Source organism: Neptuniibacter marinus, assembly GCF_965223595.1.
Classification (GTDB): Bacteria; Pseudomonadota; Gammaproteobacteria; order Pseudomonadales; family Balneatricaceae; genus Neptuniibacter; species Neptuniibacter marinus.
The window spans coordinates 3,520,586-3,544,012 of record NZ_OZ245004.1; the positions used below are offsets into that span (position 1 = coordinate 3,520,586).

At 42.5% G+C, this 23,427-nt stretch carries 21 protein-coding genes and 2 pseudogenes; 5 read left to right on the forward strand and 18 right to left on the reverse strand.

Features of this window, described 5'->3' with window-relative positions; translation table 11 throughout:
* Position 1: 1 nt before the first annotated feature.
* The gene (locus tag ACOQOE_RS16650) at positions 2–1,258 is read right to left on the reverse strand and encodes a glutamate-5-semialdehyde dehydrogenase (protein WP_420554501.1); all 1,257 of its coding nucleotides are present in this window, start codon (positions 1,256–1,258) and stop codon (positions 2–4) included.
* Between the two features lie 240 nt (positions 1,259–1,498).
* Here ACOQOE_RS16650 and ACOQOE_RS16655 point away from each other — a divergent pair, with 240 nt between their 5' ends.
* Positions 1,499–3,046: a hypothetical protein gene (locus ACOQOE_RS16655; RefSeq protein WP_420554502.1), complete on the forward strand. Its 1,548-nt coding sequence runs from the start codon at positions 1,499–1,501 to the stop codon at positions 3,044–3,046.
* Positions 3,047–3,064: 18 nt separating this feature from the next.
* Here ACOQOE_RS16655 and ACOQOE_RS16660 read toward each other — a convergent pair whose 3' ends face one another.
* On the reverse strand, positions 3,065–4,009 hold the full coding sequence (locus tag ACOQOE_RS16660; protein WP_420554503.1) for a GlxA family transcriptional regulator: 945 nt from the start codon (positions 4,007–4,009) through the stop codon (positions 3,065–3,067).
* A 131-nt stretch (positions 4,010–4,140) separates the two neighbouring features.
* On the opposite strand from ACOQOE_RS16660, the gene ACOQOE_RS16665 reads away from it, so the two are divergent.
* The gene (locus tag ACOQOE_RS16665; RefSeq protein ID WP_067866034.1) at positions 4,141–4,743 is read left to right on the forward strand and encodes a cysteine hydrolase family protein; all 603 of its coding nucleotides are present in this window, start codon (positions 4,141–4,143) and stop codon (positions 4,741–4,743) included.
* A gap of 79 nt (positions 4,744–4,822) precedes the next feature.
* Here the strand turns inward: ACOQOE_RS16665 and ACOQOE_RS16670 are convergent, their stop codons facing one another.
* The 7 genes from ACOQOE_RS16670 to ACOQOE_RS16700 form a co-directional block, all read right to left on the reverse strand.
* Positions 4,823–5,428, reverse strand: a complete 606-nt coding sequence (locus ACOQOE_RS16670; protein WP_420554504.1) for an SH3 domain-containing protein — start codon at positions 5,426–5,428, stop codon at positions 4,823–4,825.
* Positions 5,429–5,437: 9 nt separating this feature from the next.
* Positions 5,438–7,714, reverse strand: a complete 2,277-nt coding sequence (gene parC, locus ACOQOE_RS16675; protein WP_420554505.1) for a DNA topoisomerase IV subunit A — start codon at positions 7,712–7,714, stop codon at positions 5,438–5,440.
* Between the two features lie 117 nt (positions 7,715–7,831).
* Entirely contained in the window at positions 7,832–9,724 is a 1,893-nt protein-coding gene (gene parE / locus ACOQOE_RS16680; protein WP_420554506.1) for a DNA topoisomerase IV subunit B, read from the reverse strand.
* 86 nt (positions 9,725–9,810) lie between these two features.
* Positions 9,811–10,422, reverse strand: coding sequence for a YqiA/YcfP family alpha/beta fold hydrolase (locus ACOQOE_RS16685; RefSeq protein ID WP_067866023.1), 612 nt, complete (start codon positions 10,420–10,422; stop codon positions 9,811–9,813).
* Positions 10,423–10,481: 59 nt separating this feature from the next.
* Positions 10,482–11,252 carry a metallophosphoesterase gene (locus ACOQOE_RS16690; RefSeq protein WP_420554507.1) on the reverse strand — a complete coding sequence of 257 codons (771 nt, stop codon included), beginning with the start codon at positions 11,250–11,252 and terminating at the stop codon, positions 10,482–10,484.
* Positions 11,245–11,688, reverse strand: a complete 444-nt coding sequence (locus ACOQOE_RS16695) for a DUF1249 domain-containing protein (RefSeq protein ID WP_067866017.1) — start codon at positions 11,686–11,688, stop codon at positions 11,245–11,247. Before ACOQOE_RS16695 ends, ACOQOE_RS16690 begins: the two co-directional genes overlap by 8 nt.
* Before the next feature lie 59 nt (positions 11,689–11,747).
* Positions 11,748–12,386 carry an NUDIX domain-containing protein gene (locus ACOQOE_RS16700; protein ID WP_067866015.1) on the reverse strand — a complete coding sequence of 213 codons (639 nt, stop codon included), beginning with the start codon at positions 12,384–12,386 and terminating at the stop codon, positions 11,748–11,750.
* Between the two features lie 143 nt (positions 12,387–12,529).
* Between ACOQOE_RS16700 and ACOQOE_RS16705 the strand changes: the two genes are divergently transcribed.
* Complete coding sequence (locus ACOQOE_RS16705; RefSeq protein ID WP_067866012.1) at positions 12,530–12,880, forward strand: SulP family inorganic anion transporter; 351 nt, start codon at positions 12,530–12,532, stop codon at positions 12,878–12,880.
* 286 nt (positions 12,881–13,166) lie between these two features.
* On the opposite strand, the gene ACOQOE_RS16710 is transcribed toward ACOQOE_RS16705, so the two are convergent.
* The 5 genes from ACOQOE_RS16710 to ACOQOE_RS16730 all read right to left on the reverse strand — a co-directional run bounded on the left by ACOQOE_RS16710 (position 13,167) and on the right by ACOQOE_RS16730 (position 17,629).
* Positions 13,167–14,981 (reverse strand): GGDEF domain-containing protein, encoded by a 1,815-nt coding sequence (locus ACOQOE_RS16710; RefSeq protein WP_420554508.1) that lies wholly within the window; start codon positions 14,979–14,981, stop codon positions 13,167–13,169.
* Positions 14,982–15,064: 83 nt separating this feature from the next.
* The gene (nfo, locus tag ACOQOE_RS16715) at positions 15,065–15,925 is read right to left on the reverse strand and encodes a deoxyribonuclease IV (RefSeq protein ID WP_420554509.1); all 861 of its coding nucleotides are present in this window, start codon (positions 15,923–15,925) and stop codon (positions 15,065–15,067) included.
* A gap of 33 nt (positions 15,926–15,958) precedes the next feature.
* Positions 15,959–16,423: an NADAR family protein gene (locus ACOQOE_RS16720; RefSeq protein ID WP_067866002.1), complete on the reverse strand. Its 465-nt coding sequence runs from the start codon at positions 16,421–16,423 to the stop codon at positions 15,959–15,961.
* Between the two features lie 295 nt (positions 16,424–16,718).
* On the reverse strand, positions 16,719–17,171 hold the full coding sequence (locus ACOQOE_RS16725) for a hypothetical protein (protein WP_420554510.1): 453 nt from the start codon (positions 17,169–17,171) through the stop codon (positions 16,719–16,721).
* Positions 17,172–17,302: 131 nt separating this feature from the next.
* A complete protein-coding gene (locus ACOQOE_RS16730; RefSeq protein ID WP_420554511.1) occupies positions 17,303–17,629 on the reverse strand; it encodes a hypothetical protein in 327 nt (108 codons plus the stop codon).
* Between the two features lie 60 nt (positions 17,630–17,689).
* Between ACOQOE_RS16730 and ACOQOE_RS16735 the strand changes: the two are divergent.
* A pseudogene (locus ACOQOE_RS16735) lies at positions 17,690–17,851 on the forward strand (GNAT family N-acetyltransferase); the annotation flags it as partial.
* A gap of 116 nt (positions 17,852–17,967) precedes the next feature.
* Here the strand turns inward: ACOQOE_RS16735 and ACOQOE_RS16740 are convergent.
* Positions 17,968–18,801: a hypothetical protein gene (locus ACOQOE_RS16740; RefSeq protein ID WP_420554512.1), complete on the reverse strand. Its 834-nt coding sequence runs from the start codon at positions 18,799–18,801 to the stop codon at positions 17,968–17,970.
* Between the two features lie 92 nt (positions 18,802–18,893).
* Entirely contained in the window at positions 18,894–21,425 is a 2,532-nt protein-coding gene (locus tag ACOQOE_RS16745; RefSeq protein WP_420554513.1) for a hypothetical protein, read from the reverse strand.
* A 154-nt stretch (positions 21,426–21,579) separates the two neighbouring features.
* On the opposite strand from ACOQOE_RS16745, the pseudogene ACOQOE_RS16750 reads away from it, so the two are divergent.
* Positions 21,580–21,902: pseudogene (locus ACOQOE_RS16750) on the forward strand (IS110 family transposase); the annotation flags it as partial.
* Between the two features lie 6 nt (positions 21,903–21,908).
* On the opposite strand, the gene ACOQOE_RS16755 reads toward ACOQOE_RS16750, so the two are convergent.
* Together ACOQOE_RS16755 and ACOQOE_RS16760 are read right to left on the reverse strand one after the other, a co-directional pair.
* Entirely contained in the window at positions 21,909–22,376 is a 468-nt protein-coding gene (locus ACOQOE_RS16755; protein ID WP_420555499.1) for a hypothetical protein, read from the reverse strand.
* Between the two features lie 20 nt (positions 22,377–22,396).
* A complete protein-coding gene (locus tag ACOQOE_RS16760; protein ID WP_420554514.1) occupies positions 22,397–22,843 on the reverse strand; it encodes a hypothetical protein in 447 nt (148 codons plus the stop codon).
* Positions 22,844–23,427 lie beyond the last annotated feature (584 nt).

Genomic DNA, 23,427 nt, shown 5'->3' on the forward strand with positions numbered 1-23,427 from the left:
ATTACTGCCTGATATGACCATCACCCAGAACAACATATTTTTCTGAGGTCAAACCATTAAGACCAACAGGACCACGGGCATGGATCTTATCAGTAGAGATACCGATTTCAGCCCCTAAACCATATTCAAACCCATCCGCAAAGCGCGTTGATGCATTCACCATCACCGAACTGGAATCCACTTCACGTAGGAATGCCCGTGATTTAGTGTAGTTTTCAGTCACGATTGAATCCGTATGATGCGACCCATAACGATTAATATGGAGAATAGCTTCATCCATATTATCAACCAATTTAATCGACAAAACAGGAGCAAGGTACTCAGTACTCCAATCCTCTTCTGTCGCTAATTTAATATGCGGAAGCAGCTTACGGGTCCGCTCACAGCCCCTCAATTCGACACCCGCAGCCTGATAACGTTCAGACAGCTCTGACAGAACTTCCTCAGCAATTGAGCTATTCACTAACAGCGTTTCCATCGTATTACAGGTGCCATAGCGGTGAGTTTTCGCATTTAACGCAATATTAACCGCTTTACCCGCATCGGCCTGATCGTCAATATAAACATGGCAGATGCCATCAAGATGCTTGATCACTGGAACTTTAGCATCGCGGCTCACCCGTTCGATAAGGCCTTTACCACCACGTGGCACAATAACATCTATATATTCAGGCATAGTAATCATCTGCCCTACCGCTTCACGATCTGTGGTCTCCACAACCTGTACCGCATGTTCAGGTAAGCCCGCAGATTTCAGCCCCGCTTTAATACAGTTAGCAACCGCCTGATTAGAATGAATCGCTTCCGAGCCACCACGTAAAATGGTCGCATTACCGGATTTAAGACAAAGGCTCGCCGCTTCAACCGTTACATTAGGGCGAGACTCATAAATAATACCAATGACACCGAGAGGCACACGCATCTTACCCACCTGAATACCACTTGGCAGGTATTTAAGATCATTAATCGCGCCAACAGGATCAGCTAAGGTCGCTACTTGGCGAAGACCTTCGATCATTGTATCGATTCGAGCATCAGTTAGCTCCAAACGGTCTAACATCGCTGAATCTAAACCGTTATTACGACCACCTTCTAGGTCTAAAGCGTTCGCTGCATGTAGTTCCGGTCGGCTACTATCGATTGCATCAGCCATGGCCAACAGAGCCTGATTTTTCAGGTTAGTATCTGCTTTTGCTACTAAACGAGCCGCATCACGTGCGTTCTCGCCTAATTCGATCATATATTCTTGTACGTTCATCGCCGTCCTTCCTATCATTAAGCCCATTATTATACCTGCCTGACAACGCGGGGTCATGGTCAGAATGCAATTGATATTCACACTCGCCGTTATGAACTGTTATTATCTGACTTTCGATCCATTTTGAGCTAATTTTGCCCTGTGACATTAAGCCGATTCAAAAACAACAGTTCAAGACAAAACCTTCTGGTTATTGTCGGCTTAATTCTATTTTCAGGGTTAAGCCTTGGTATCCTTTTCATGCAGTTTTCCACTGCGAGGCAAGCTGAGAGTGAGACCCAACATTTAGGCAAGGCACTTGCTCAGCAAAGCGATATTTTAATTCGCCCGCTACTTCTCTCAAATGATCGCGTCAGCCTTAATTATCTTTTAAATGAACTGCAGCAGATTCCCTATATCAAAGGCTTACAAGTAGCGGATCAATCCGGCGTAATTATCGCCAGGTCTGGCGAAGCAAATGACATAAAATTACAACAGCGGCTTATACAGCAAGAGAAAATCATTGCCACAGTTACGTTATGGCTAACCCCCGAGCCACTCAAACAAGCTCTACGCAGTCAGTTCTGGCCTCTACTCTTTCTAGCTTGTGCAATAGCTCTCTTGTCATTACTCGTTATTTGGTACTTTGGACACTACCCAACAACCGATGAACAAGAGGAGCAAACACCGGACGACCCCGCTCCTGATCGTTTATCCGGCCTTACATTCTCCGAATCTTTAGCTATACAAAATGAAGGGCGCCATAGCGATATTAGTGCGATAGAAGACAGCTCCCTCTCAAATAAAGAAACATTTATATCGACAAACAGCGACACAGAATCAGCAGTGGATGAAATAGATACCACTCCTCAAACCACTACTAACGACCACCCTCTGCGAGAAACGGAAACGGACTTTCAAAACGATGCCACACAAGATGATCAACTACACACTGAATCTCTTGTTGATCTACTCAAACCAGAACATAGCAATGCTCCACAGATGCCAAAATTCGAACATCATCCGCAAGATTTAGAGCACGCTGAAGCTACTGCAAGCCCAGATGAGTTCTCAATTGAAGAGGAGCTTATAGATGAAAAACAGGATAATACTGACGAAAGCCCGACAAAAACTAAAAATCCGCTCTTTAAAGAAGCAATGTCGGATGAAATGCGCGAACGAAAAGAGGTACAGCTTGGGCTCTACTCATTTGAAGACGAATTAGAGTTATTTCTAGCACCACAAGATGCCATTTACCTGTTTTACATAGATAGCAATACGGCCAGTTCAGATAACATGCATCCTGATGAAAAAGCGACCTTGCTCAATGTCTACCTTCATTTAGCTAAACAGGTCGCGCGAATTTATAACGGCGAGTCCGAACAACTAGAAAATAACGATATACTGCTACGTTTTGAATTACGAGACAGTAACGATAGCCATGGCATAAACGCACTATGCGCGGCCATACTTTTTAGTCTCTTATATAAAGGCTTCAACCAAGCAAGAATTAAAGGCTTTCAGCCTGTCCTAAGCTTACAAATGTCCCTATCACGTGGGCATTATGACAAGCACTCCTTAGTCAAAGAGGAAGCTCACTTCCTCACCCGCACTACAAACAGCAACGAACTAATTAGCCATACAGCGCTAACTGAAGCACCTTTACTAAAACGTGCTTTGCTGGAACAAGCGGATATTCGCCGAGAAGATGAAGATAAAGTACTGCTGCTTAAAGTCACACCAAAGCATCAGGCGCTCTTGCAAAAACAAGCAAACCACCTGCTAACAAAAATCTTCAAAAAGTCCTGATAGCTACTGAAAAACGCGTTATTTTACAAAGCGCTTCTTAAACTCTTTAGGTGTCTGGCCGGTAATTTTAGTAAAGGTTTTCCTAAAAGCACTTAAATCTTCATAACCGACTTCTGCTGCAACGTTCTCAAAAGAGGTAGTGCTTGTCTCAATAATTTCACACGCTTTTTGAATACGAAGACGCTGCAAATATTGAGTAGGTTTCAGTCCCGTAGCTTTCACAAAACGACGTAAAAATGTCCGTCCAGTTAAATGGGAATGCTCCGCAAGCTGCTGAATAACAATCGTATTTTTAAAATTACGCTGCAACTGATGTTGAGCTTTAATAATAGCCTCATCACCATGATCTAATTTTGGCGAAAAGCTCTGATAATAACTTTGCTCTCGCGGTCCCGTATCAACGATCAGAAACTTTCCTAACTGGCGCATCACTTTTGAGTTTGTGAATTGGGCAACCAACTCCAGTCCCAAATCGATCCAGCTCATCAAACCACCCGCTGTAATAATATCGGTATCGTTTATTAGTAGCTTGTTCGTCTCAAGCATAACGTTAGGAAAGCGCTTAGCAAAATCATCCGCTAAAGCCCAATGAGTCGTCACTTTACGGCCATCCAATAAGCCCGTTTCAGCTAAGACAAAAGCCCCTGCACACACCGAACAAATTATTGCCCCATTTTTATGCTGCTGCTTTAACCAAGCCAGTAAAGATGGCTGTGGCTTAAGATAGTAACTGTCATCTAAACAAGGCGGTAAAACAATAATATTAAGCGGTTTAAATGCCCCATGATGATCCGCATCATCAAGCTGCTGACTCACGCAAATTGAAGTACTAAACACTTCACCCAATTCATGCTGCTGACAGATCTGATTGGCTAGATAGAACTGCTCAGCGATACCTTGAACCGCCGACAATAAAGCACCAGGATAATGCACTATGCCTATTTCAATCTGCTTTATTGTCATATACAACCTCTTTTATGCCAATTATGCCCCCAGTATATGATTTAAAATCATCGAATAATAGACAGCGATAAACCAATGATTATTCCATACATAAAACTAAATCAGCCATAACAATTCATAAGGTATTTTATATGACAAGCTTAAGCACCATTCGCGACCTTGCTGGTCTAGGACATGAAGCAAGCTCAGTACAAGAATCCGCTTTGATTATTATTGATGCGCAAAACACCTATTGCGAAGGGATAATGAAACTGGAAGGCGTAGAAGAAGCCTTAGTAGAATGTAGAAAGCTTCTAGAGCGTTTCCGTAAAGCGGGCCGACCTATCTTCCACATTAGACACGATGCAGGCCCTGGAACACCTTACGATGTAAACGAACATATTGGTCAAATTACTGAAGTCGTAGCGCCTATAGAGGGTGAAGCAGTAATCACCAAAAACTACCCTAATTCATTTGCACAAACAGAGCTCAATGAATTACTTGAAAAGACTGGGGTTAAAAATCTGATATTGGTCGGATTTATGTCTCACATGTGCGTGAATTCAACCGCTCGTGCTGCATTCACATTAGGCTATAACCCTACAGTCGTCGCATCAGCAACGGCGACAAGAGCCCTACCTTCAAAAGTAACAGGAAAGGATGTTCCAGCGGCTCAAATCCAAGAAGCAGCACTGGCAGCACTTTCAGACCTACCATCAGCAGTTGTTCCTGCTATCAGTAATGTACCTGATTAATTAATCAACGAGCGCCGGTGCTACTAACCGGCGCTACAGTTAAAGCAGCCTGTACTGGTTCCCTTGCCTACAGGCTAGGCTAATTAACCGTGCAATTATAATAAGCCACATTCAATCCCTTCGAACCCAATTGCTGCTTAAGCCCTGCTCTTAAACGCATAGTGTCCGCAACCCTACCATTTTGCAAAACATAGTTTTGGCTAACCTTCGCTTGAACGGGCTGTATATGCTCCTGACCAGAGGCCACAAAATCAGCCCAACAACTAACGAGAATACTCCCCTCAGACGCCGCTCTACTGCGTACACTAAAGTTTACATCCAAATAGCAGAGAGATTCCCCTGTAATCATCGACTGACCATCACAAACCGGCTGTTCTGCCGAAACCTTAATATTAAACTTAGAATTGCCACCCTCATTAGGGGTCAATGTTTGAGGCTTAATATAGTTGTTATGCACCCAACCTTTTACTTTTTGCTTATTAGGACCGAGATAAAAAATCTCTGACCACACACCGTCGCGCTGGGTTTCAAGCACAAGCTGATTTCTTTCTGCTTTGGTAATCACATCCCATGTAAAATCTGGACCTTGTCGTACATTTAGCGAGTCAACTATAACCATATAAAAATTCATGGCCATTGCACTATTCGCAACAAGAACCAACCAACAGCAAATAAGCAGCTTCATCAATTGTTACTATTCCTCACCTTCTACCGCTTCCTTCTGTGAACGCTCCACATCCAAGCTATCCACCCGTTGATAACCACGCGGGAGCTTATTGCCCCGTCGACCACGTTCACCACGATAATGTTCTATATCTGAAGGTTTCAATTTCAGATGTTGTCGACCTGCATGAACCAATAAGGTGTCATCTGCCGATAAAATAGCAATAGCTACCACCAGCTCCTCTCTACTTGCTGCACGTGCAGAAGGTATATTGATAATTTTATTACCTTTACCTTTCACCAACTCCGGCAACTCTGCCACAGGGAAGACCAAGAGACGTCCCTCATTGGTTACTGCAGCCAATAGATTTGAAGTATCACTCACAAGTGTGGGTGCTAAGATCTGAGCATTTTTAGGCAGCGTCAATGCCGCTTTACCATTTTTGGTTTTACTGGTGAGGTCACTAATCTTAGTAATAAAGCCATAACCTGCATCCGAAGCCATTAAGACCTTATCGCTGTCTTTACCCGCGATTGCCGCATCAACCGTAGAGCCCTTCGGCAAGGTAATACGGCCAGTAATAGGCTCTCCTTGCCCTCGCGCAGAGGGTAGGTTATGTGTATCAATCGTAAAACTTCGCCCCGTTGTATCAAAAAGAATCGTTGGCTGATTCGTTCGACCTTTACATTCAAGTTTAAAAGCGTCACCTGACTTATAATTTAAACCCGCACCATCAATATCATGACCTTTCGCAGCACGCACCCAGCCTTGTTTAGATATCACCACAGTAACAGGATCTGAAGTTAATAGATCTTTCTCACTGAACGCTTGTGCTTCTTCCCGTTCAACAATTGGCGAGCGACGATCATCACCATAAACCTCAGCCGCTTCTTTTAGTTCCTGCTTGATTAACTTACGCATTTTACTGTCAGAACCCAGTATCGCTTCTAACTTCTTACGCTCTTCATCCAGCTCATTTTGCTCAGACTGAATTTTAAACTCTTCTAGTTTTGCTAAATGGCGCAGTTTTAAGTCAAGAATCGCATCGGCTTGAATCTCTGTTAAGCCAAAGCGCTTCACAAGCTCGGCCTTAGGGTTATCTTCATGACGAATAATGGCAATAACCTCATCGATATTGAGGTAAGCGACCATTAAACCTTCAAGAATATGCAACCTATCAAGAACTTTTTCCAAACGATATTGTAAGCGCTTACGTACTATTGTTGTTCGCCATTCCAACCACTCGACCAAAATCTGGCGCAAATTCTTAACTTGAGGGTTACCATCAACACCGATCATATTCATATTAACGCGATAGGTGCGTTCTAAATCAGTGGAGGCAAATAAATGCGCCATCAACTGCTCAACATCGACACGATTAGAACGAGGAATAATCACCAGACGGGTTGGATTCTCATGATCAGATTCATCACGTAGATCACTCACCATCGGCAGTTTTTTCTGCTGCATCTGAGCCGCAATCTGCTCCAAAATTTTAGCCCCAGACACCTGATGAGGTAGCGCAGTAACGACTATTTCACCCTGTTCCTTATCATAAACCGCACGCATACGCACAGAGCCACGGCCAGTCTCATAGATCTGTCGAAGATCGCGGCGCGAGGTGATAATTTCAGCATCCGTTGGCATATCAGGGCCGGGAACAAACTCACAAAGCTCATCAAGGTCTGCACGAGGATTATCTAGCAGATGAATACACGCACGGGTCACTTCATTTAAGTTATGGGGAAGAATATCGGTCGCCATACCAACAGCAATACCTGTTGTACCATTAAGCAGCACATTAGGTAGACGGGCCGGTAGAATCATTGGCTCCTGCATTGTGCCATCGAAGTTAGGCGCCCACTCCACTGTTCCTTGTGCCACTTCAGCCAAGAGAACTTCCGAATAAGGAGACAAACGTGATTCGGTATAACGCATGGCCGCGAATGATTTAGGATCATCCTGTGAGCCCCAGTTCCCCTGACCATCAACTAAGGGATAGCGGTAACTAAACGGCTGCGCCATCAAAACCATCGCCTCATAACAAGCAGAGTCACCATGGGGATGGAATTTACCAAGCACGTCACCTACTGTACGGGCAGATTTTTTATACTTCGCCGTCGCTTTTAAACCCAGCTCCGACATTGCATAAACTATTCGGCGCTGAACCGGTTTCATACCATCACCAATATGAGGCAAAGCACGATCAAGGATAACGTACATGGAGTAATCCAAATACGCTTTCTCCGTAAAATCTCTAAGTGCTAAGCGCTCATGACCATCTTCGAACGTTGTTTTTACCGTCATATCTACGTGTTACCGCTTATCAATATCTGTTTCATTAATGAGTGAGGGCTTAAAACTGAAACACCACTGTTTTAAATCACCCCACTGACAGTCACTATTAAACCTAAATTTTTAGGCTTAAATATCCGCCAAGTTACCTTTACTCTGCAGCCACTCTTTACGATCACTTGAACGCTTCTTAGCCAGCAACATATCCATCATCTCGTTGGTGCCATCACCTGGGGCAACCGTCAATTGAACTAAACGGCGGGTATCTGGTGACATAGTGGTCTCACGCAATTGTAAGGGGTTCATCTCACCTAGACCTTTGAATCGCTGCACCCCGATTTTAGCGTTTTTACGTTCGGCACGAATACGCTCCATAATGCCATCACGTTCCGCATCATCTAGCGCGTAATAAACCTCTTTCGCCACATCAATACGGTAGAGCGGCGGCATGGCCACAAAGACATGCCCTTCACTAACAAGATGCTTAAAATGCCTAACAAAAAGCGCACAGAGAAGTGTCGCGATATGCAAACCATCAGAGTCGGCATCGGCTAAAATACAGACTTTACCGTAGCGTAGCCCTTCTAAATTATCCGAGCCGGGCTCAACACCAATAGCAACCGATATGTCGTGAATTTCTTGGGAACCAAGGACTTCGCTGGGATCAACTTCCCACGAGTTAAGAATCTTACCACGCAAGGGCATAATGGCCTGAAACTCACGTTCACGGGCTTGCTTTGCAGAACCGCCCGCCGAATCACCCTCCACCAAGAACAGCTCTGACTGCATAGTATCTGCACCCGAACAATCGGCCAATTTACCCGGCAGCGCTGGCCCTTGGGTAACCTTTTTACGAATCACCTTTTTGTTAGAGCGCATACGTTTTTGCGCATTAGCGATGATCACTTCAGCTAACTGCTCACCCTCTTCCACATGACGGTTAAGCCATAGAGAGAATGCATCCTTGATCGTACCTGAGATAAAGGCAGCAATTTGACGGGTAGATAGACGCTCTTTTGTCTGCCCTGCAAACTGAGGGTCCTGCATTTTCGCAGATAGCACATAACAGCACTTATCCCACACATCATCAGCGGTGAGTTTAACGCCCCGTGGCAGTAAGCTACGGAACTCACAGAACTCGCGCATCGCCTCCAACAAGCCGGTACGAAGCCCATTAACATGAGTACCACCTTGAGCCGTAGGTATGAGGTTCACATAGCTTTCGCAGGTCATTTCGCCACCTTCAGGTAGCCACTGCACAGCCCATTCCACAGCGTCTTCTTCACCTTGTAGCGATCCAGAAAACGGTTCGACAGGCAAAGATTCAAAAACTTGCGTGGTACCTTTTAGGTAATCGATCAAACCATCTTCGTAATACCACTCCTCTTTCTCGCGCTTAGCGCCAGTAAGATCGGTAAAGGTTACTTTTAACCCTGGGCACAGTACCGCTTTAGCGCGTAAATTATGCTTTAAACGGGTAATGCTATATTTAGGTGAATCAAAATACTGAGGATCCGCTAGAAAACGAACGGTTGTGCCGGTATTACGTTTACCACAGGTATCAATGACTTCTAACTCAGATACTTTTTCACCATCGGCAAAACCAATTCGGTAAACTTGTCCATCACGACGCACCTGCACTTCTAGCAATTTTGACAATGCATTAACAACTGAAACACCTACCCCATGAAGACCACCGGAATAGTTGTAGTTATCGTTGTTGAATTTACCCCCCGCATGGAGTTTACAAAGAATCAGCTCCACACCACTCACCCCCTCTTCCGGGTGAATATCGACAGGCATACCACGACCATCATCAGTCACACTTAACGAGTTGTCCTTATTGAGAACGACATCGATCTGCTTGGCATGGCCAGCCAACGCCTCATCCACCGAGTTATCGATGACTTCTTGCGCTAGATGGTTAGGACGATCTGTCTCGGTATACATCCCTGGACGACGTCTTACCGGATCTAACCCACTTAAAACCTCAATGGAACCAGCATCATATTGCTTGGACATCAATCGTATTTCCTGTTGCTATGCTTGCTATGTATCACTCTAAAGCTCATATAACCAAAACTAAGCTTTACTCACGATGATTAAATTCATACTAACTTAAGGTCTGGCAACTCGATCCTTCCTTTAGCAAAAGCTAAAATACTAGGGATCATGCTTTCAAACTGTTCAAAACCGTGGCAACCACCCGCTTGTACAAACTGCGGTGTTTCAGAGAACTTATCCACAGCTTCGCGATAATCTAATGTTTCATCCCCGGTCTGAACAAGCAATAGATATGAATCAGGTTTCTTAACCTGTTCACAGTTAATCGCTAACAATTGCTCTAAATGCTGCTCTGTCAGCTCATACTTTTCGCCACTATAAAGGTTTTCATTCGCCCCTAAATACTGGGGTAGCAGCTCAAACGGTCTAATGGAGGGGTTAATTAGCACAGTACGAACATGAGCATAATGCTCAGTTAACCATGTGCTGTAGTATCCGCCCAATGAACTGCCCAATAATATAACCAGACGCTGCTGATGCTGCTCTACTAGGGATTTCAACGTCTCCATAGCCTCAGCAGGCCAGTGCGATAAGGTTGGCACAAGCACCTGATCAGCACAGCCCTTATTTTGCATATACTGCAAAAACAACTGCGCTTTCATCGACTTTGGCGAGCTATTAAAACCATGTACGTAAATAAAGATTGGTTTATTCATTTTCGTCCTCTGAACAAGAACTTACCGGAGGGGGAAGGTTGGTGCAATACCCATCTAAATTAGGATATTAACCGAACCACTTCTGATTGAATCTTACCATCATCATAAAGCTGGATACGACGGTAAGCAGGCCCCATAAAACGGGGGTCATCTTCTGTAATTGCAGATGCAGAGAATGGTTTGAATTGTGGCGCAGTAGCAGGGCAAGCCAATAACTTCACATTGCCCCGATGTTGCTGAAACTCTTGATGTACATGGCCAAAAACAACCCCTTTGACTTGTGAATAAGTATCAAGCAAAGCCCAGAACGCCTTGTGATTTGCCAAACCAATTCTATCCATCCACTCACTTTGCACCGTTACAGGATGGTGATGTAACACCAGTAAAACATGCTGTTGCTCGGTCAGTATTGCAAGCTGGGTATTTAAGAAATCGAGTTCCTCTGGACTGAGTGCACCCCCGCCTCGGCCATCAGGCTGCGATGTACTATCGAGTAGAATAATGCGCCAATCACCACGCACAATCACTTTCTGGTTGTAACCAAGATCAGAAAAACGGACCATTTCATCCACTAAATCATGATTACCGGGAATCCAACGGGCAGGGAAAGGCAAACCCTGTAAACATGACGATAAACGATCATAAGCGGCTGGAGCATGATGAGTTAGATCCCCTGTTAATAGGAGGAAATCTGCATTTTCTTGCTCTATTTGATGGATAACCTGTTGAAACCTAGCTTCTACATTAGCGCCCCGCATTAAACAAGAGGGCTCCTGTTGTAGATGCATATCAGTTACTTGCAGTAACCTAATGGGACGATCGCTAGCCACTGTACACTGTCTCCATAGAGTGACCATAGCTTAGGCACTCGTTTAACCATTCACCTAGATATTCATTGAGCTGAAGTTTTTCATCAGGCAGGTGCATATTACGATTAGGATAGGGATAAACACCCTCTAACTGTTTACGACGCTGCATACAGATTACTTCTGCCATTGAGGCATCATGATAAAGGCGCACCACCAACCCTGGGGACTCTAACCATGGGGAACTGGTTTCATAACGGTGACTAACCAGAACTGTAGACGTATATTTAAAACGCTCATCCACTCTGAGACGCAGGTAAGCGCAATGCTCCGGCCAGCTGACCTGGAACTCCCGCTCATCACAACTATCCAGATCAGGCAGAAGTTTCATAATGCGCGCATAGTTAGCTTCACATTGTGACATCTGCCTTGTTAGATCTGGAATATATTTACGTTTCATACATCTCAACTGTCTTATTAGAATGTTCACAACGGCAACTGGACTATAAGATCACTTGTTTAGCTAGACCAGCGTTTATCGACATCAGCTTTATTTAACTGTAACCACTGTAACGCGATCATTGCCGGTGCGTTATTAATCTTACCACTCTTCACTAATTCAAACGCTTTATCAACCGGGATCTTATGTACCTTGATATCTTCACCTTCATGAGGAAGACCATGGATTCCTTCTACATCCCTCGAATCCACACTAGCACAAAGCAGATCAATATACTCGCGCGTACCCCCAGAGCTTGGGACAAAACGGCTAATACTCACAACCTCTCCCAACTGTGCTCCAGCCTCCTCCTCAGACTCACGCCGCGCTACATCTTCGGCGCTTTCACCCTGTTCAACAATCCCTGCCACCAGCTCTAAAAGCCAAGGCCCTTCTGGATTATCAAAGACCCCTACTCGAAACTGCTCAACTAATACGACCACCTGTTCATTCGCATCATAAAGTAAAACACAAACAGCATCGTCACGATAAAACAACTCACGTTGGATACTAATCGAATCACCAGCAAATGTTTTATGGGTTAGATGAAGCTTCAGCATTTTAAAAAAACCATCGTAAAGTGATTCTTGCTTATCAATGCGGAAATCTTGTTGGTTATAGGTGGATTGCCAACCATCCGGTACGGAATGTTTAGACATATCTTAATCCCTGTCATGACTAATAGAAAAATCAACTATAGCAATCACTAGCCTCATAGCTAGATCAATCCATATAATCACTTGATATATACTTATACCTATATTGATATAATTGCTATAACCGTTGTCACTTAGATTATAAGATGCAATTCTGGGCCGAGCTATTCCCTATTTTGGGCTGGTTAAAGAACTATCAACGCCAAACCTTTATCAGCGATTTAATAGCCAGTATTATCGTTTCTATACTGCTGATCCCCCAATCCATGGCTTACGCAATTCTGGCTGGGCTTCCGCTTGGATATGGCCTTAATGCCAGCATTCTACCGCTGCTTATATACTCGCTCTTAGGCAATAGTCGCTCCCTTGCTGTAGGGCCAGTCGCTATAGCCTCACTTATGGTAAATACCTCAGTTAGCCAAATCGCTCCCCAAGGAGGAGTTGAATACCTCAATGCCGAGATCAACTTATCAAACTTAATATTCCCCAAGACTTAGCCCAACCAATCAGTAAAGCAGGCCCCATGTTTGCGTTACTGATGGGCTCAATTGTCGTTTGATATTTTCACCTTGATCAAGCATCAGCGGTGCAAACCGTAGGGACGATTCCACAGCCTCCCACTTCCAAGCGATTCATATTGATATAGAGTTATGGAAACAGTTGATTACACCCGCCCTACTGATCGCCTTAATTGGATTTTTAGAAAGCGTATCTGTCGGTACTGTTATCATCTGGAAACATCTATTTTACAACCGACCACGCTATGCGCGAGATTGCAGGCATCTAGATACTACATGCTGCAACTGGTAACTTTTTAAGATCGCCACCGGTAGAGCGGCGTTGGGAAACAAATAAAGTACTATCCACTCCCCGTTTCGCCTCTTTTTTAGCCATAGCCGCCAACTCAGCAACTTCATGATAGCTATCGCATTTGTAAGGGTCTGGATGCACCACTCCGATAGCTAACCCCAGCAATGGAAAGAAAGAGCGCACACCTTTTCGATCAGTGGACCAGATCCCTTCCGTCTGAAGATCTTTAGGTAGATAAAACCCTCTTACCTCTTGATCAAACTCCCGAATAATACGTTCACAGCTTAATTGCCAACCCGGTGAGCGGAAAATCACAACAAAATCATCGCCACCTACATGACCAATAAAATTCTTATCGCTATTAATAAAACGGGTAAGCAGATCACCCAGGAAACGGATCACTTGATCACCTTTTGAATAACCATAGCAATCATTAAAGGGTTTAAAGTTATTGAGATCAAAATAAGCAACATGAAAATCTGCGGTGCCTTTTAACAGAGAATCCACCTCATTATTAATCGGCACATTCCCAGGTAGCAAAGTTAAAGGGTTCGCATACTGAGCATTTTGGATCTTCAAAGCGGTTAAACGTTTTAATAAATCACGAAGATTGCCCATACCTAAGTAACAATCACTTTCAGTAATAATAATATCTTGCTGTAAAGCGCTACTTTCCTGATCTGTCACTAAGCGCGAGACTTCCACTAAGCTTAATTGGCTATCAACAAGCAGAACATCTTCACTCAAAATACGTGAGGCCGGCTTTTTCTCATATAACGCACGGCCATACTGGGTGGAAAACAGCTCCAATAGGTCGGATTTTTTCACTACACCTAAAGGGGTTCCATCCCTTATAACAGGCAGCGCGCCGACTTCTGGGTGCAATCTAAATTGCTCACTCACAAATAGCACTGTATCTTCAGGTGCCACCGCTGGAGTTTGACGTAAAAGAGAGATCGCTGTTTCGTCTTGAGCCATATTAACCATGGCATCGCAACAAATCGGATCGCTAATACCTTCAGCACTCCATGTAGGTTGGGGCTCTGGACTGGGGTAACCCAGATAAAAACCTTGGCCTATATTAATCCCTAATTCCATAAGGGTTGCGACCTCTTCCTTGCGTTCTATCCCTTCGGCAATAACCTTACAGCCAGTTGCAGTACTTATATTATAAATAGCCCGCACAAACTCCCGCTTCACTGGATCAGTATCAATATGGGACACAAAATGACGATCAATCTTCACATATTCAGGATTTAATTCGGACCAGAGTTTTAAGCCAGAGTAGCCGGTCTCTAAATCATCCACAGCCACTTGAAACCCCATATTGCGGTAGTACTCAACCGCATTATGTGTCAGCCCTTGTTTATCAAACGGATGTTGTTCTGACAGCTCAATCACTATATCAGAGATAGATATACCCAACTTTTGCAAAAGTTCCGACGTAAAACCTTCCGTATGTTCTGGCGTACCCAACAATGAAGCGCTTATATTCAGAAATAACTTCCCGCCCGGTTTTAGCTCGGCAAAACGCTCTAAAGAGCAACGACGGGACAAGAGTTCTAAGGTATGTAATAAATTATTTTCAATCGCTGTTTGGAAAAGAGCACCAGGGGAAGCCATTGCACTGCCGGAAGGGCCTCGTATTAAAGCCTCATGCCCAATCACTTCACCCTTTTTTAAATCGACTATAGGCTGAAAATGTGGATATAAAGACTCGGTCTCCAAAATCTCTAACAACAACTTCTGGCGCATATCTGCGCCGACTTCATCAGTTGCACATAACATAGGTCAATCACATAGTAAAAATGGAGCGCCTAGGCTACCCCCTCTTTATTACATTTGAGTGAAAATGTTTAATTCCTTTTACACTAAGTATCTATCGAAAACTGCTTTAAAAGTTGAATTTCATCTTGCCAGATCGTTCCATCAATTGTTTCTAACACTAATGGGATACCGCGAAAACGCTCATCCTGCATAATAAAACGAAACACATCTAAGCCAATCTCACCTTGTCCGAGGCTATGGTGACGATCCAGATGGGAGTTTAATCCCCCCTTCGAATCATTAAGATGCATCCCTTTTAAATACTGAAAACCAACGATCTTTTCAAACTGCTCAAAAACATCAGCACAGCTATCTAAGGAGCGAATATCGTAGCCCGCAGCAAACATATGGCAGGTATCAATACAGACTCCCACGCGAGACTTATCCTCTACCTGATCAATGATCGCAGCTAATTGTTCGAAGCTATAGCCTAAGTTACTGCCCTGCCCTGCGGTATTTTCGATAACCGCCGTAACACCGTGGCTTTGTGCCAATGCCCAATTAATTGAATCGGCGATTTTAGCTATACACTCAGCTTCAGAGATCGTGCGAAGATGGCTACCGGGATGGAAGTTAAGATAAACCAATCCCAGTTGTTCACAACGTTTCAATTCATCCAGAAAAGCCTCACGGGACTTTTGTAAAGCTTCCGCCTCTGGATGACCTAAATTGATTAAATAGGAGTCATGTGGAAGGATCTGTTCAGGTTTAAAACCCGCTGCTTTACACTGCTGTTTAAACGCTTCAATCGTCTTCGGCTCAAGCTCCTTAGCCATCCAACGACGTTGGTTTTTAGTAAACAGAGCAAATGCATTAGCACCTAGTTTTTGAGCATTTAACGGCGCATTCTGTACACCGCCCGACGCGCTCACGTGGGCACCCACGTAATAAGGTTGTTGATTCATCTAGGTTGTCACTCGTAATAATAGGGTGAAAAGCTAGTTAAGCTCTGCTCGAAGCTTTTCTCTAATATCCATCAACATCTGACCAAAGGCATTCGTCGCCCGCATATCACGGCCACTGCCCCAGAAATAGTCATATTGGCTCACATCCGCTATATCAATCTCACCGGTATCCAACAAGGTTTGAGCAATGTCTGGATAGGTACGGCACTTTATGTAAGTACCGCGGGTCATAAAGATCACTTTAACCTTATCCCAGTCTTTGCGCTTTTGATGTTTTTTACTTTTACCTAAGCTCGCCGCATCCTTTGGGGTCGGCGCTAGGCGGATCTGTTCACGGTACTCCGCATCCCCAAACTTCATCGCCTGATAGTAATGCTCCACCGACGGCCATTCACAGCCCTCTAACTCAAAGGGATGTTTCGAGTATGAAGCCAAAGGATTATCAGGATCGGTCCGCGTTAACGTAAAAAGCTTTTTCTCTTTTTTACCAAAAAACATGACGGGCATCCTAATTATTCAAAAGTAAGAAAAATATACCGCGTTTAGGTGGGCTAGGCACTCTTAAATGCGAGCAAGACTGGGGTTAAATAATAGGAACAGGGTGATGATATCACTCAATTGGAAAACGCCTACACTAAAATGCCTGCCCAGAAACGACGTTCAAGGCAAGCGGTCTAACCTTTACTTACTCTACCACCAGACAACAAAAAACCGCTTATTCGTTGGAGAACGCAGCTATTTTTAAAACCTGTTTATCCTAGCTTAACCGAAAAAGGAATAAAGAATGCCGCTGTTATCCATGCTTACGCGTTAAAAATAGAAAAGCACCGAGTGATGCCAATAACAGAGCCGTACTTGATATGATGGCTACGGGGTAATACAAGTTACCAGCGAGATCTAACTGACTGTATTTAATGACCATAATCAACCCCTCTAAAGATAATGCGATACATACGGTACCAATAAACCTAGGAATCGTTCTTCTTAAACTTTCAACTGCATCACCATCTTCTTCCGCTTCTGAATATTCTCGATTTATTACTAACGCCAACTCAAAAACAGCTAAAGCAATAATCCCTGTATTAATTCCGCTCAAGAAAATTTGAGTTATCTCCTCACCGATAAGAATGCTAGAAATCACCGATTGCGCTAGCGAGAAAATCATTGCTAAAGCCATTCCCAAGAAAATGAATGTAAATAGCTTCGCCATAACAAAACGTACTTTATTAGTAATACCGTTACTCATATTGTTCCTTATTAAATATATAACGTACAAAAAATTTGGAGCAGCTAACCCAGTAGCTATACATGTCCTAAGCCCTAGACTTTCCTGCTGTTATTACTAAATAAACAAAGCAAGCGCTAACGCATTGTGAATTATTTAATATCTGAAATGCTATATTGTCTTGCGCCATGATTGCCAATAGTTGGCGCACTATTTTTGGGAATAAATAGCTCTCTATGCGTACCTTTATCGTACGTCAAACTAACAGTAAAACGATTAGCATATTCGCAAGACCTTAAATCAATTTCTGTGCCTGCATCTATACTCATACCTTGAGCCTCAATAGCTTTACCCAGAGTATGCACATATGGCTTTGAACATAATAAATCAAAGCTGGGCGAATTTGCCCACCAACCACCGATAAAACCAATAGATAGAAAGACTACCGATAGCACTGTAGTTAGCATGAATTTTTTCACGTGAAAATTTCCTTATAAATAAGCAGCTTTACTACATAGACATCATTCGAAAAGGGAATAAAGAATACTGCTGCTAGTGATAGCGTTGCATTTCCAGTTGTTATCGTTGATGCCAAAGATGGTGCGAAAAATTGCTATGAACGCTATAGTTTTCAAGCATTTGCAGACGCTGAAAATCAACTCTGCATCACCATTGCTGATGTGAGAGCAAGCTTAGGCTAGTTAACCGCTGCCTTTAGCAAACTAACGCCCGCATTTGCGGCTGGTTTGGAGCGCAGTGTAAAATTAGTCCAACAGCAGCGCTTTGTTATGCCGGATTATGTACATTTTAGCCATAACTACATTGCTACCTTATCTGTTACTTCAGCAAATGAAAGCTCACCTCTTTGCATTTCAGTCTTTATTTTTAAAATATCATTCGAAGTTGGAAGACCTGCCACTACCAATTTGCACTTAATTTCCAACTTTTGTAATAATCTATTAATCTCCCTAATTATGTGTTCGCGTAAAAGTGCTTGTGCATGCTTGAAGCTGAGCATTCGATGAAATGTGTAGAATTCAGTACATTTATCTTGACTCCAATCTCTTCTGTTCCACCCCCAAGCTTTAGTGACGCTATTGAAATATATTTCACTATCTCGCACATATCTTAAAAAATCGAAACCATTTACCGTTGTTCCGCGCTCTAGATCTCGCCTATAAAACCCAGGGCCTAAATGGTTATACTTTCGTAATTTTCTCAAGACTTTTTTATAGCCCCACACTCCTCCAAGTTCATGTGGCATCTGTACTTTCCATATTTTCTTCTTAGTGACGAGCGACATTTTTCTTTTCCATAGCTCCCAGTCGCTAGGGGGTATTAATTGCAGATACCAATTAAATACCCTAAAAATATTCTTCGTTGTTAAACCATTAAGATATATCTGCTCTTCATCATATATAATTTCAAAGAGCGCTTGCCCCTCCCAAGCCAGATGTCTAGCAATACTGTCTATCGCGTCACACACCATTCCGGCAGTGTCATATCTATCAAATTCACCTAGTTCACCAACTATTTCTTTCGCCCTCTCATAATCTGGCGCATCTCCCTGAAATTCAACGAAAAACTCTTTCTGCTTATCTGTTCTCCCGCCTATTGGCATAATTGCCAAATGAATATCTTCAGTGAACATATGGACATCTGGATTAATATCCAGACTTTGTGACTGGCTTGGAAAGTGTGTAGCCAGAGATGACTTAACAGTTCTCTGTGATCTGTATATTCTCATTCTGTACCTTCCTCACCTTGTGCTTTTGCTACCTTTGCTTCTTCTCTTTCCAAAGAATCTTGCAAATCTCGCCTTTTCCATCCGTAATCAAGCTGATCTGCTCCTTCTTTAGTTCGTAGGTAGAAAGCCATGAATATATCTATGCCATCGTGAAAACTACCATGTAGTTCTCGAGCAAATATACGAATCAAAGCACTGTCATGGTCTATTTCTGTGTGAGACCCAATGGAATGCTGCAAAAAGACCTCATGGCGAGGAACGTTTAGCAATCTACGACTGATACGTATTTTCCAATTTGTTCGCAATACACCTCTATGCGGTATTTCGAAAGCCCCTTCTGTGAAAGCGATAGAACCAGCTAACAATGACAAAGAAGTTTCTTCTCCTCTTTTTACAAAGTATTCATTCCAGGCACCAGTCACTGTTTGCCATAACTGATCATTATTATGATAATCCGCCATTAATTTTGCATAACCTGAAAGCTCCATTAGATCTAGCAACGGTGCTGCGGCTATTTTGAATTCCTGTTGCGCCCTCCAATCCATTGATGCTGACTTCGGGCGTAAACTATCGAAACGCATGATGCATCCATACAAATACATTTTGAAAACATTGCCTAATAATTTTTGTTCATTATTTAGCAGTGCTTCAAATGAGACTTCACCCGAAGTATGCAAGAACTGCCCAGCATAATCTGGAAAACCACCTGGCCTCTCTAGAAATGCTAGCATTAAGTTCTGGGTTGACATCAATTCCAACAACTCTGATTGCCTTTCCTTGCTGGCCTTTTCTAATTTTTCGAATTCGAATTCAGACCAAGGCAACCCTTCAATTTTCTTTTCATCGCTTAAGTTTGACCATTTATTTGGCCATATTTCCATTTGATCGCCTACCTTGTGCCAAAACTCCCACTCCCTACTCATCACAGCACCGACTAACCACGGGTGCTTTGTGTCAGTGGTTTTAGCAATCCAAGATTTATATAGACTCGCGCCTTCGTTTATCAGAGCTTTCGTGTTTTCAACAAAAGTGTCAGCTTCAATTTGCAACAATAGTTCTTTTTGATACCAGATTGGTGTTACTTTCCTACCTTCTGTGAACACTTCAAATTTCAATCTTGGCTTGAACCACTCTAGTCGTGGTAAATAGTAGGAAGGAAAACCATGCTTATAGATGTCTGAATCATTTCTCCAAGTTACTTTTATCAACCTTCTTGCTACCGCTTCTGAATCTATTGACTCAATATGCTTTCTACATGCTAATGCAATCGTTATTGGCATAGATGCGAATCGTTCTATTATTGCGAGCTTTTCAAGAACCTCATTGGTTACTATTTCGCTTTCTGACGCTTGAGAAATCACTTGCAAAACACAGTCGCCCAGCTCCTCAAGAATTCCCAAAGCACGATTAGTTAGGCCACTTTCGGCCAATAGCTTCAAATAAGCATCAATGTACTCCGCCAACTCCAATATTTCGTTATATCTCGCCTCTTTTAAATTAACTTCCAAACATTGCTTGATAATTACTAAAACTCTAGCCTCAACCCATTCTTTATTATTTGTTATGTCTGGTTGCAGGGTTGTGCCAGTTTGGTGGGCAATAGACACCCTTGAATCATCAGTTCGATACCAGTCTTTATGGATGTATTTTTGCTCATACCATTGACTATTTGATGGTATTTCATTTTTCGCTTTTTCATAATACAAGAGAAATGAAATTAAATTTTCACAAAGATGAATGAAAGGCGCACCATGTAAATGAACCTCATTTTTTGTAATATCCGATAAAGTTTCCAGTGTATCCAAACTAGAAGAAGCCAGTTTATTTGCATGACGCTGAAAGACTGAATCATTCCACCGATAACCACCTGCCTTTACCATTTCTGTAAATTGCCTTAACTGACCAAACAAATGGTAACTAAGTGCAGTGGGGTCAAACAGATAAAATACTCGCTGACCTAATTTAACGAAAGCGATTATCCCAACCCCTGCCGCCAGCAACATTACAGGTATTGCAAGCTCGATTCGCTCGAAACCTAGAACACGGAAAGATACTAATGATATTCCTAAAAAGGTCACAAAGGACAAGAAGTGCATATATACATTCCCAACTCGTTCTTGCGCGAGAAGGTCTCGTATGTTATTTGGTACTTTTGCATAAATGGAGCCAGCAATAGTGCTAATTGCGGCATAATACAAACCGATAAATACACCACCAATTCCACTGATGGTTACTAAAAAGGTTACATAATCACTATCATTGGGTATTTTGAAAAACGTAAAGTTGTAGAACCCTAATACCAGTGGATTTAATACTTGGAGTAATATAGCGAAAATAATCGCAAGCACTAACTGAACCTGTGTTATCTGAAATAGATGACGCAATCCAATAAAGTTATCTTTTTTATTTCTTGAAAAGTATTGGGAGCGAAATATTTGAGCTCCAATCCAGAGCATGAACTTCTGACTGAGACTTTTAAGATGCCAAAAGAAACGAAATTGTGAAAAAAATATTAAGATTGCATTCATCAAGGTCGCATACTCATTTTATGTCAGCAAGGAAGTACCTGCTCTGTAAGGCATAGACATAATGACTCCCACGAGGTGCTGACCTCCATTTTCGTGGGTTAGCTGAAAGCCAGAGCCATACTGTATCTGTTAACAATACCAGTTGGAGGTCAGCATGATTAACAGTAGCATAATTTTTATTGGCTTAGACACTCACAAAGAGTTTACTGAGGTCGCCTATGTCGAAGATGATCGAAACGCCAAAATCGTCCACCTAGGCCGCGTGCCTAGTACTAAACTCTCCATCAAAAAACTCGTACGCCAGTTTCAATCTAAATACCCTAACGCCACACTACATTTTGTTTATGAGGCTGGACCCTGTGGTTATTGGATCTATCGACTGCTCACCAGTATCGGGCACCCATGTTACGTCGTCGCACCCTCTCTCATTCCTAAAAACCTGGTGAACAGATCAAAACAGACAAACGGGACTTGTTAGGGAGGTCACCTTACTTTTCCAAATATGAAATCGACATCAACGATTTCAAACCTTCCGTTTGCTGGCAGGAAATTGATAAATATACCTCTCTCTTCCGCCTTACCGTCATGCTCAACTTGGACATAAACTTTCTGTGACGGGATTAGAGGTGGTCCACCGTTTCGCCCAAGTGGTGCAAATACAATCGGGCCATATTCAGAACTCATAATTTTACCAAACTGACGAGACTGATATATGCACTTTGCATAAAAGTATTCTGTGTCATTGAAGTACTCACTTTGCCCATTAATTAATGGCAATAAGTCACGACAATCATCATGTTTGATCTTTTCAATAACCCTCTCTGCAAAAACCTTTGGATTACCTGTTTGTTTAATGAGACCATTCATTTCATTTAAAGCATTAATTATCTCGTCACCTCTGACTATTGAGGCTACGAACAAAAAAGATAATACTAAAATTCTCTGGTACATGTTGTTCCCTAACGCCAAAATCAGCCGCGCGTGTTTTGCGTCGGCTGAACTTTTTTGTTATGCAATTTTTCCGATTTAAAATAGGCGAAATAGCCGATAATAACCCCAGCTGAAATAAAACCCACCGCCATTAACCATGTGTTTTGTACTGGGTTGTTGCCAGTCTGGAGCGTAAATTCAGGTAGGGCAATCAAGAAAATACCTTTGAGAAAAAACATTAAGCCCAGTAGGGTGACAACTATTTGTAGTGGTTTTTTCCAAAGAAAATGAACTGTAAGGATAGTAGCTCCTATGAAAAAATGAACCATTCCAGATAAATTAATTAGTATTGGGTCTGAGCCTGAATGAGCGATCATTTTGCTGAAATAACCATCTGAAATCAGAAATCCCAAACCGGTTACCAAAAGGTACATCGATAGAATTCGTGCAATAATTACTGTTCTGTCTAAAAAAAGCTGCTTTTCCATTTTACCCTCAAACTATTTGATGCATAACGGCGCCGTAAAAAGCGAGCAACTTGTTGCGAGTTCAGCGCTGAAAGCGCGATTTTTAACGGCCTTGTTAAAGCGTGATGCTTGAAGTGGTTGTTGTACTTTTAACCTGTAACATTACACTTTTTTATAAACACCAATACTAAAGTTACCAGGCCTGGTTGTTTTGTTTTTTACTGTTTTTAAATACTGAATTTAGTTGTAAACAAGTCTTTATTTTACATGTTTTACCCTTAAAAACTCAGACGCTTTAACATTTAGTATAAGGCGCAAACGCCCTAATATATTGTATTGAAGTAATAAATATACCCTTTTGCCCTTATATTGAGCTAGCCTGTCAATAGGTTAGGTTATGCGATATTACCCAGAAAATCTGTTTTCAACACGGTTAATGGTTATGAATATTACTACAAAAAAACTAGCTCGCTAGAATAAATACGTAACTCTTTTAGAGCATAAGACTTATGCGTTTTCGACTTAGAAAAGTTATTGTGATTGGGTAAAGCTTTTTAAGTTCGAAGTCAGAGTAAAGTTATACTTGATTAACTCTAAATATCAAC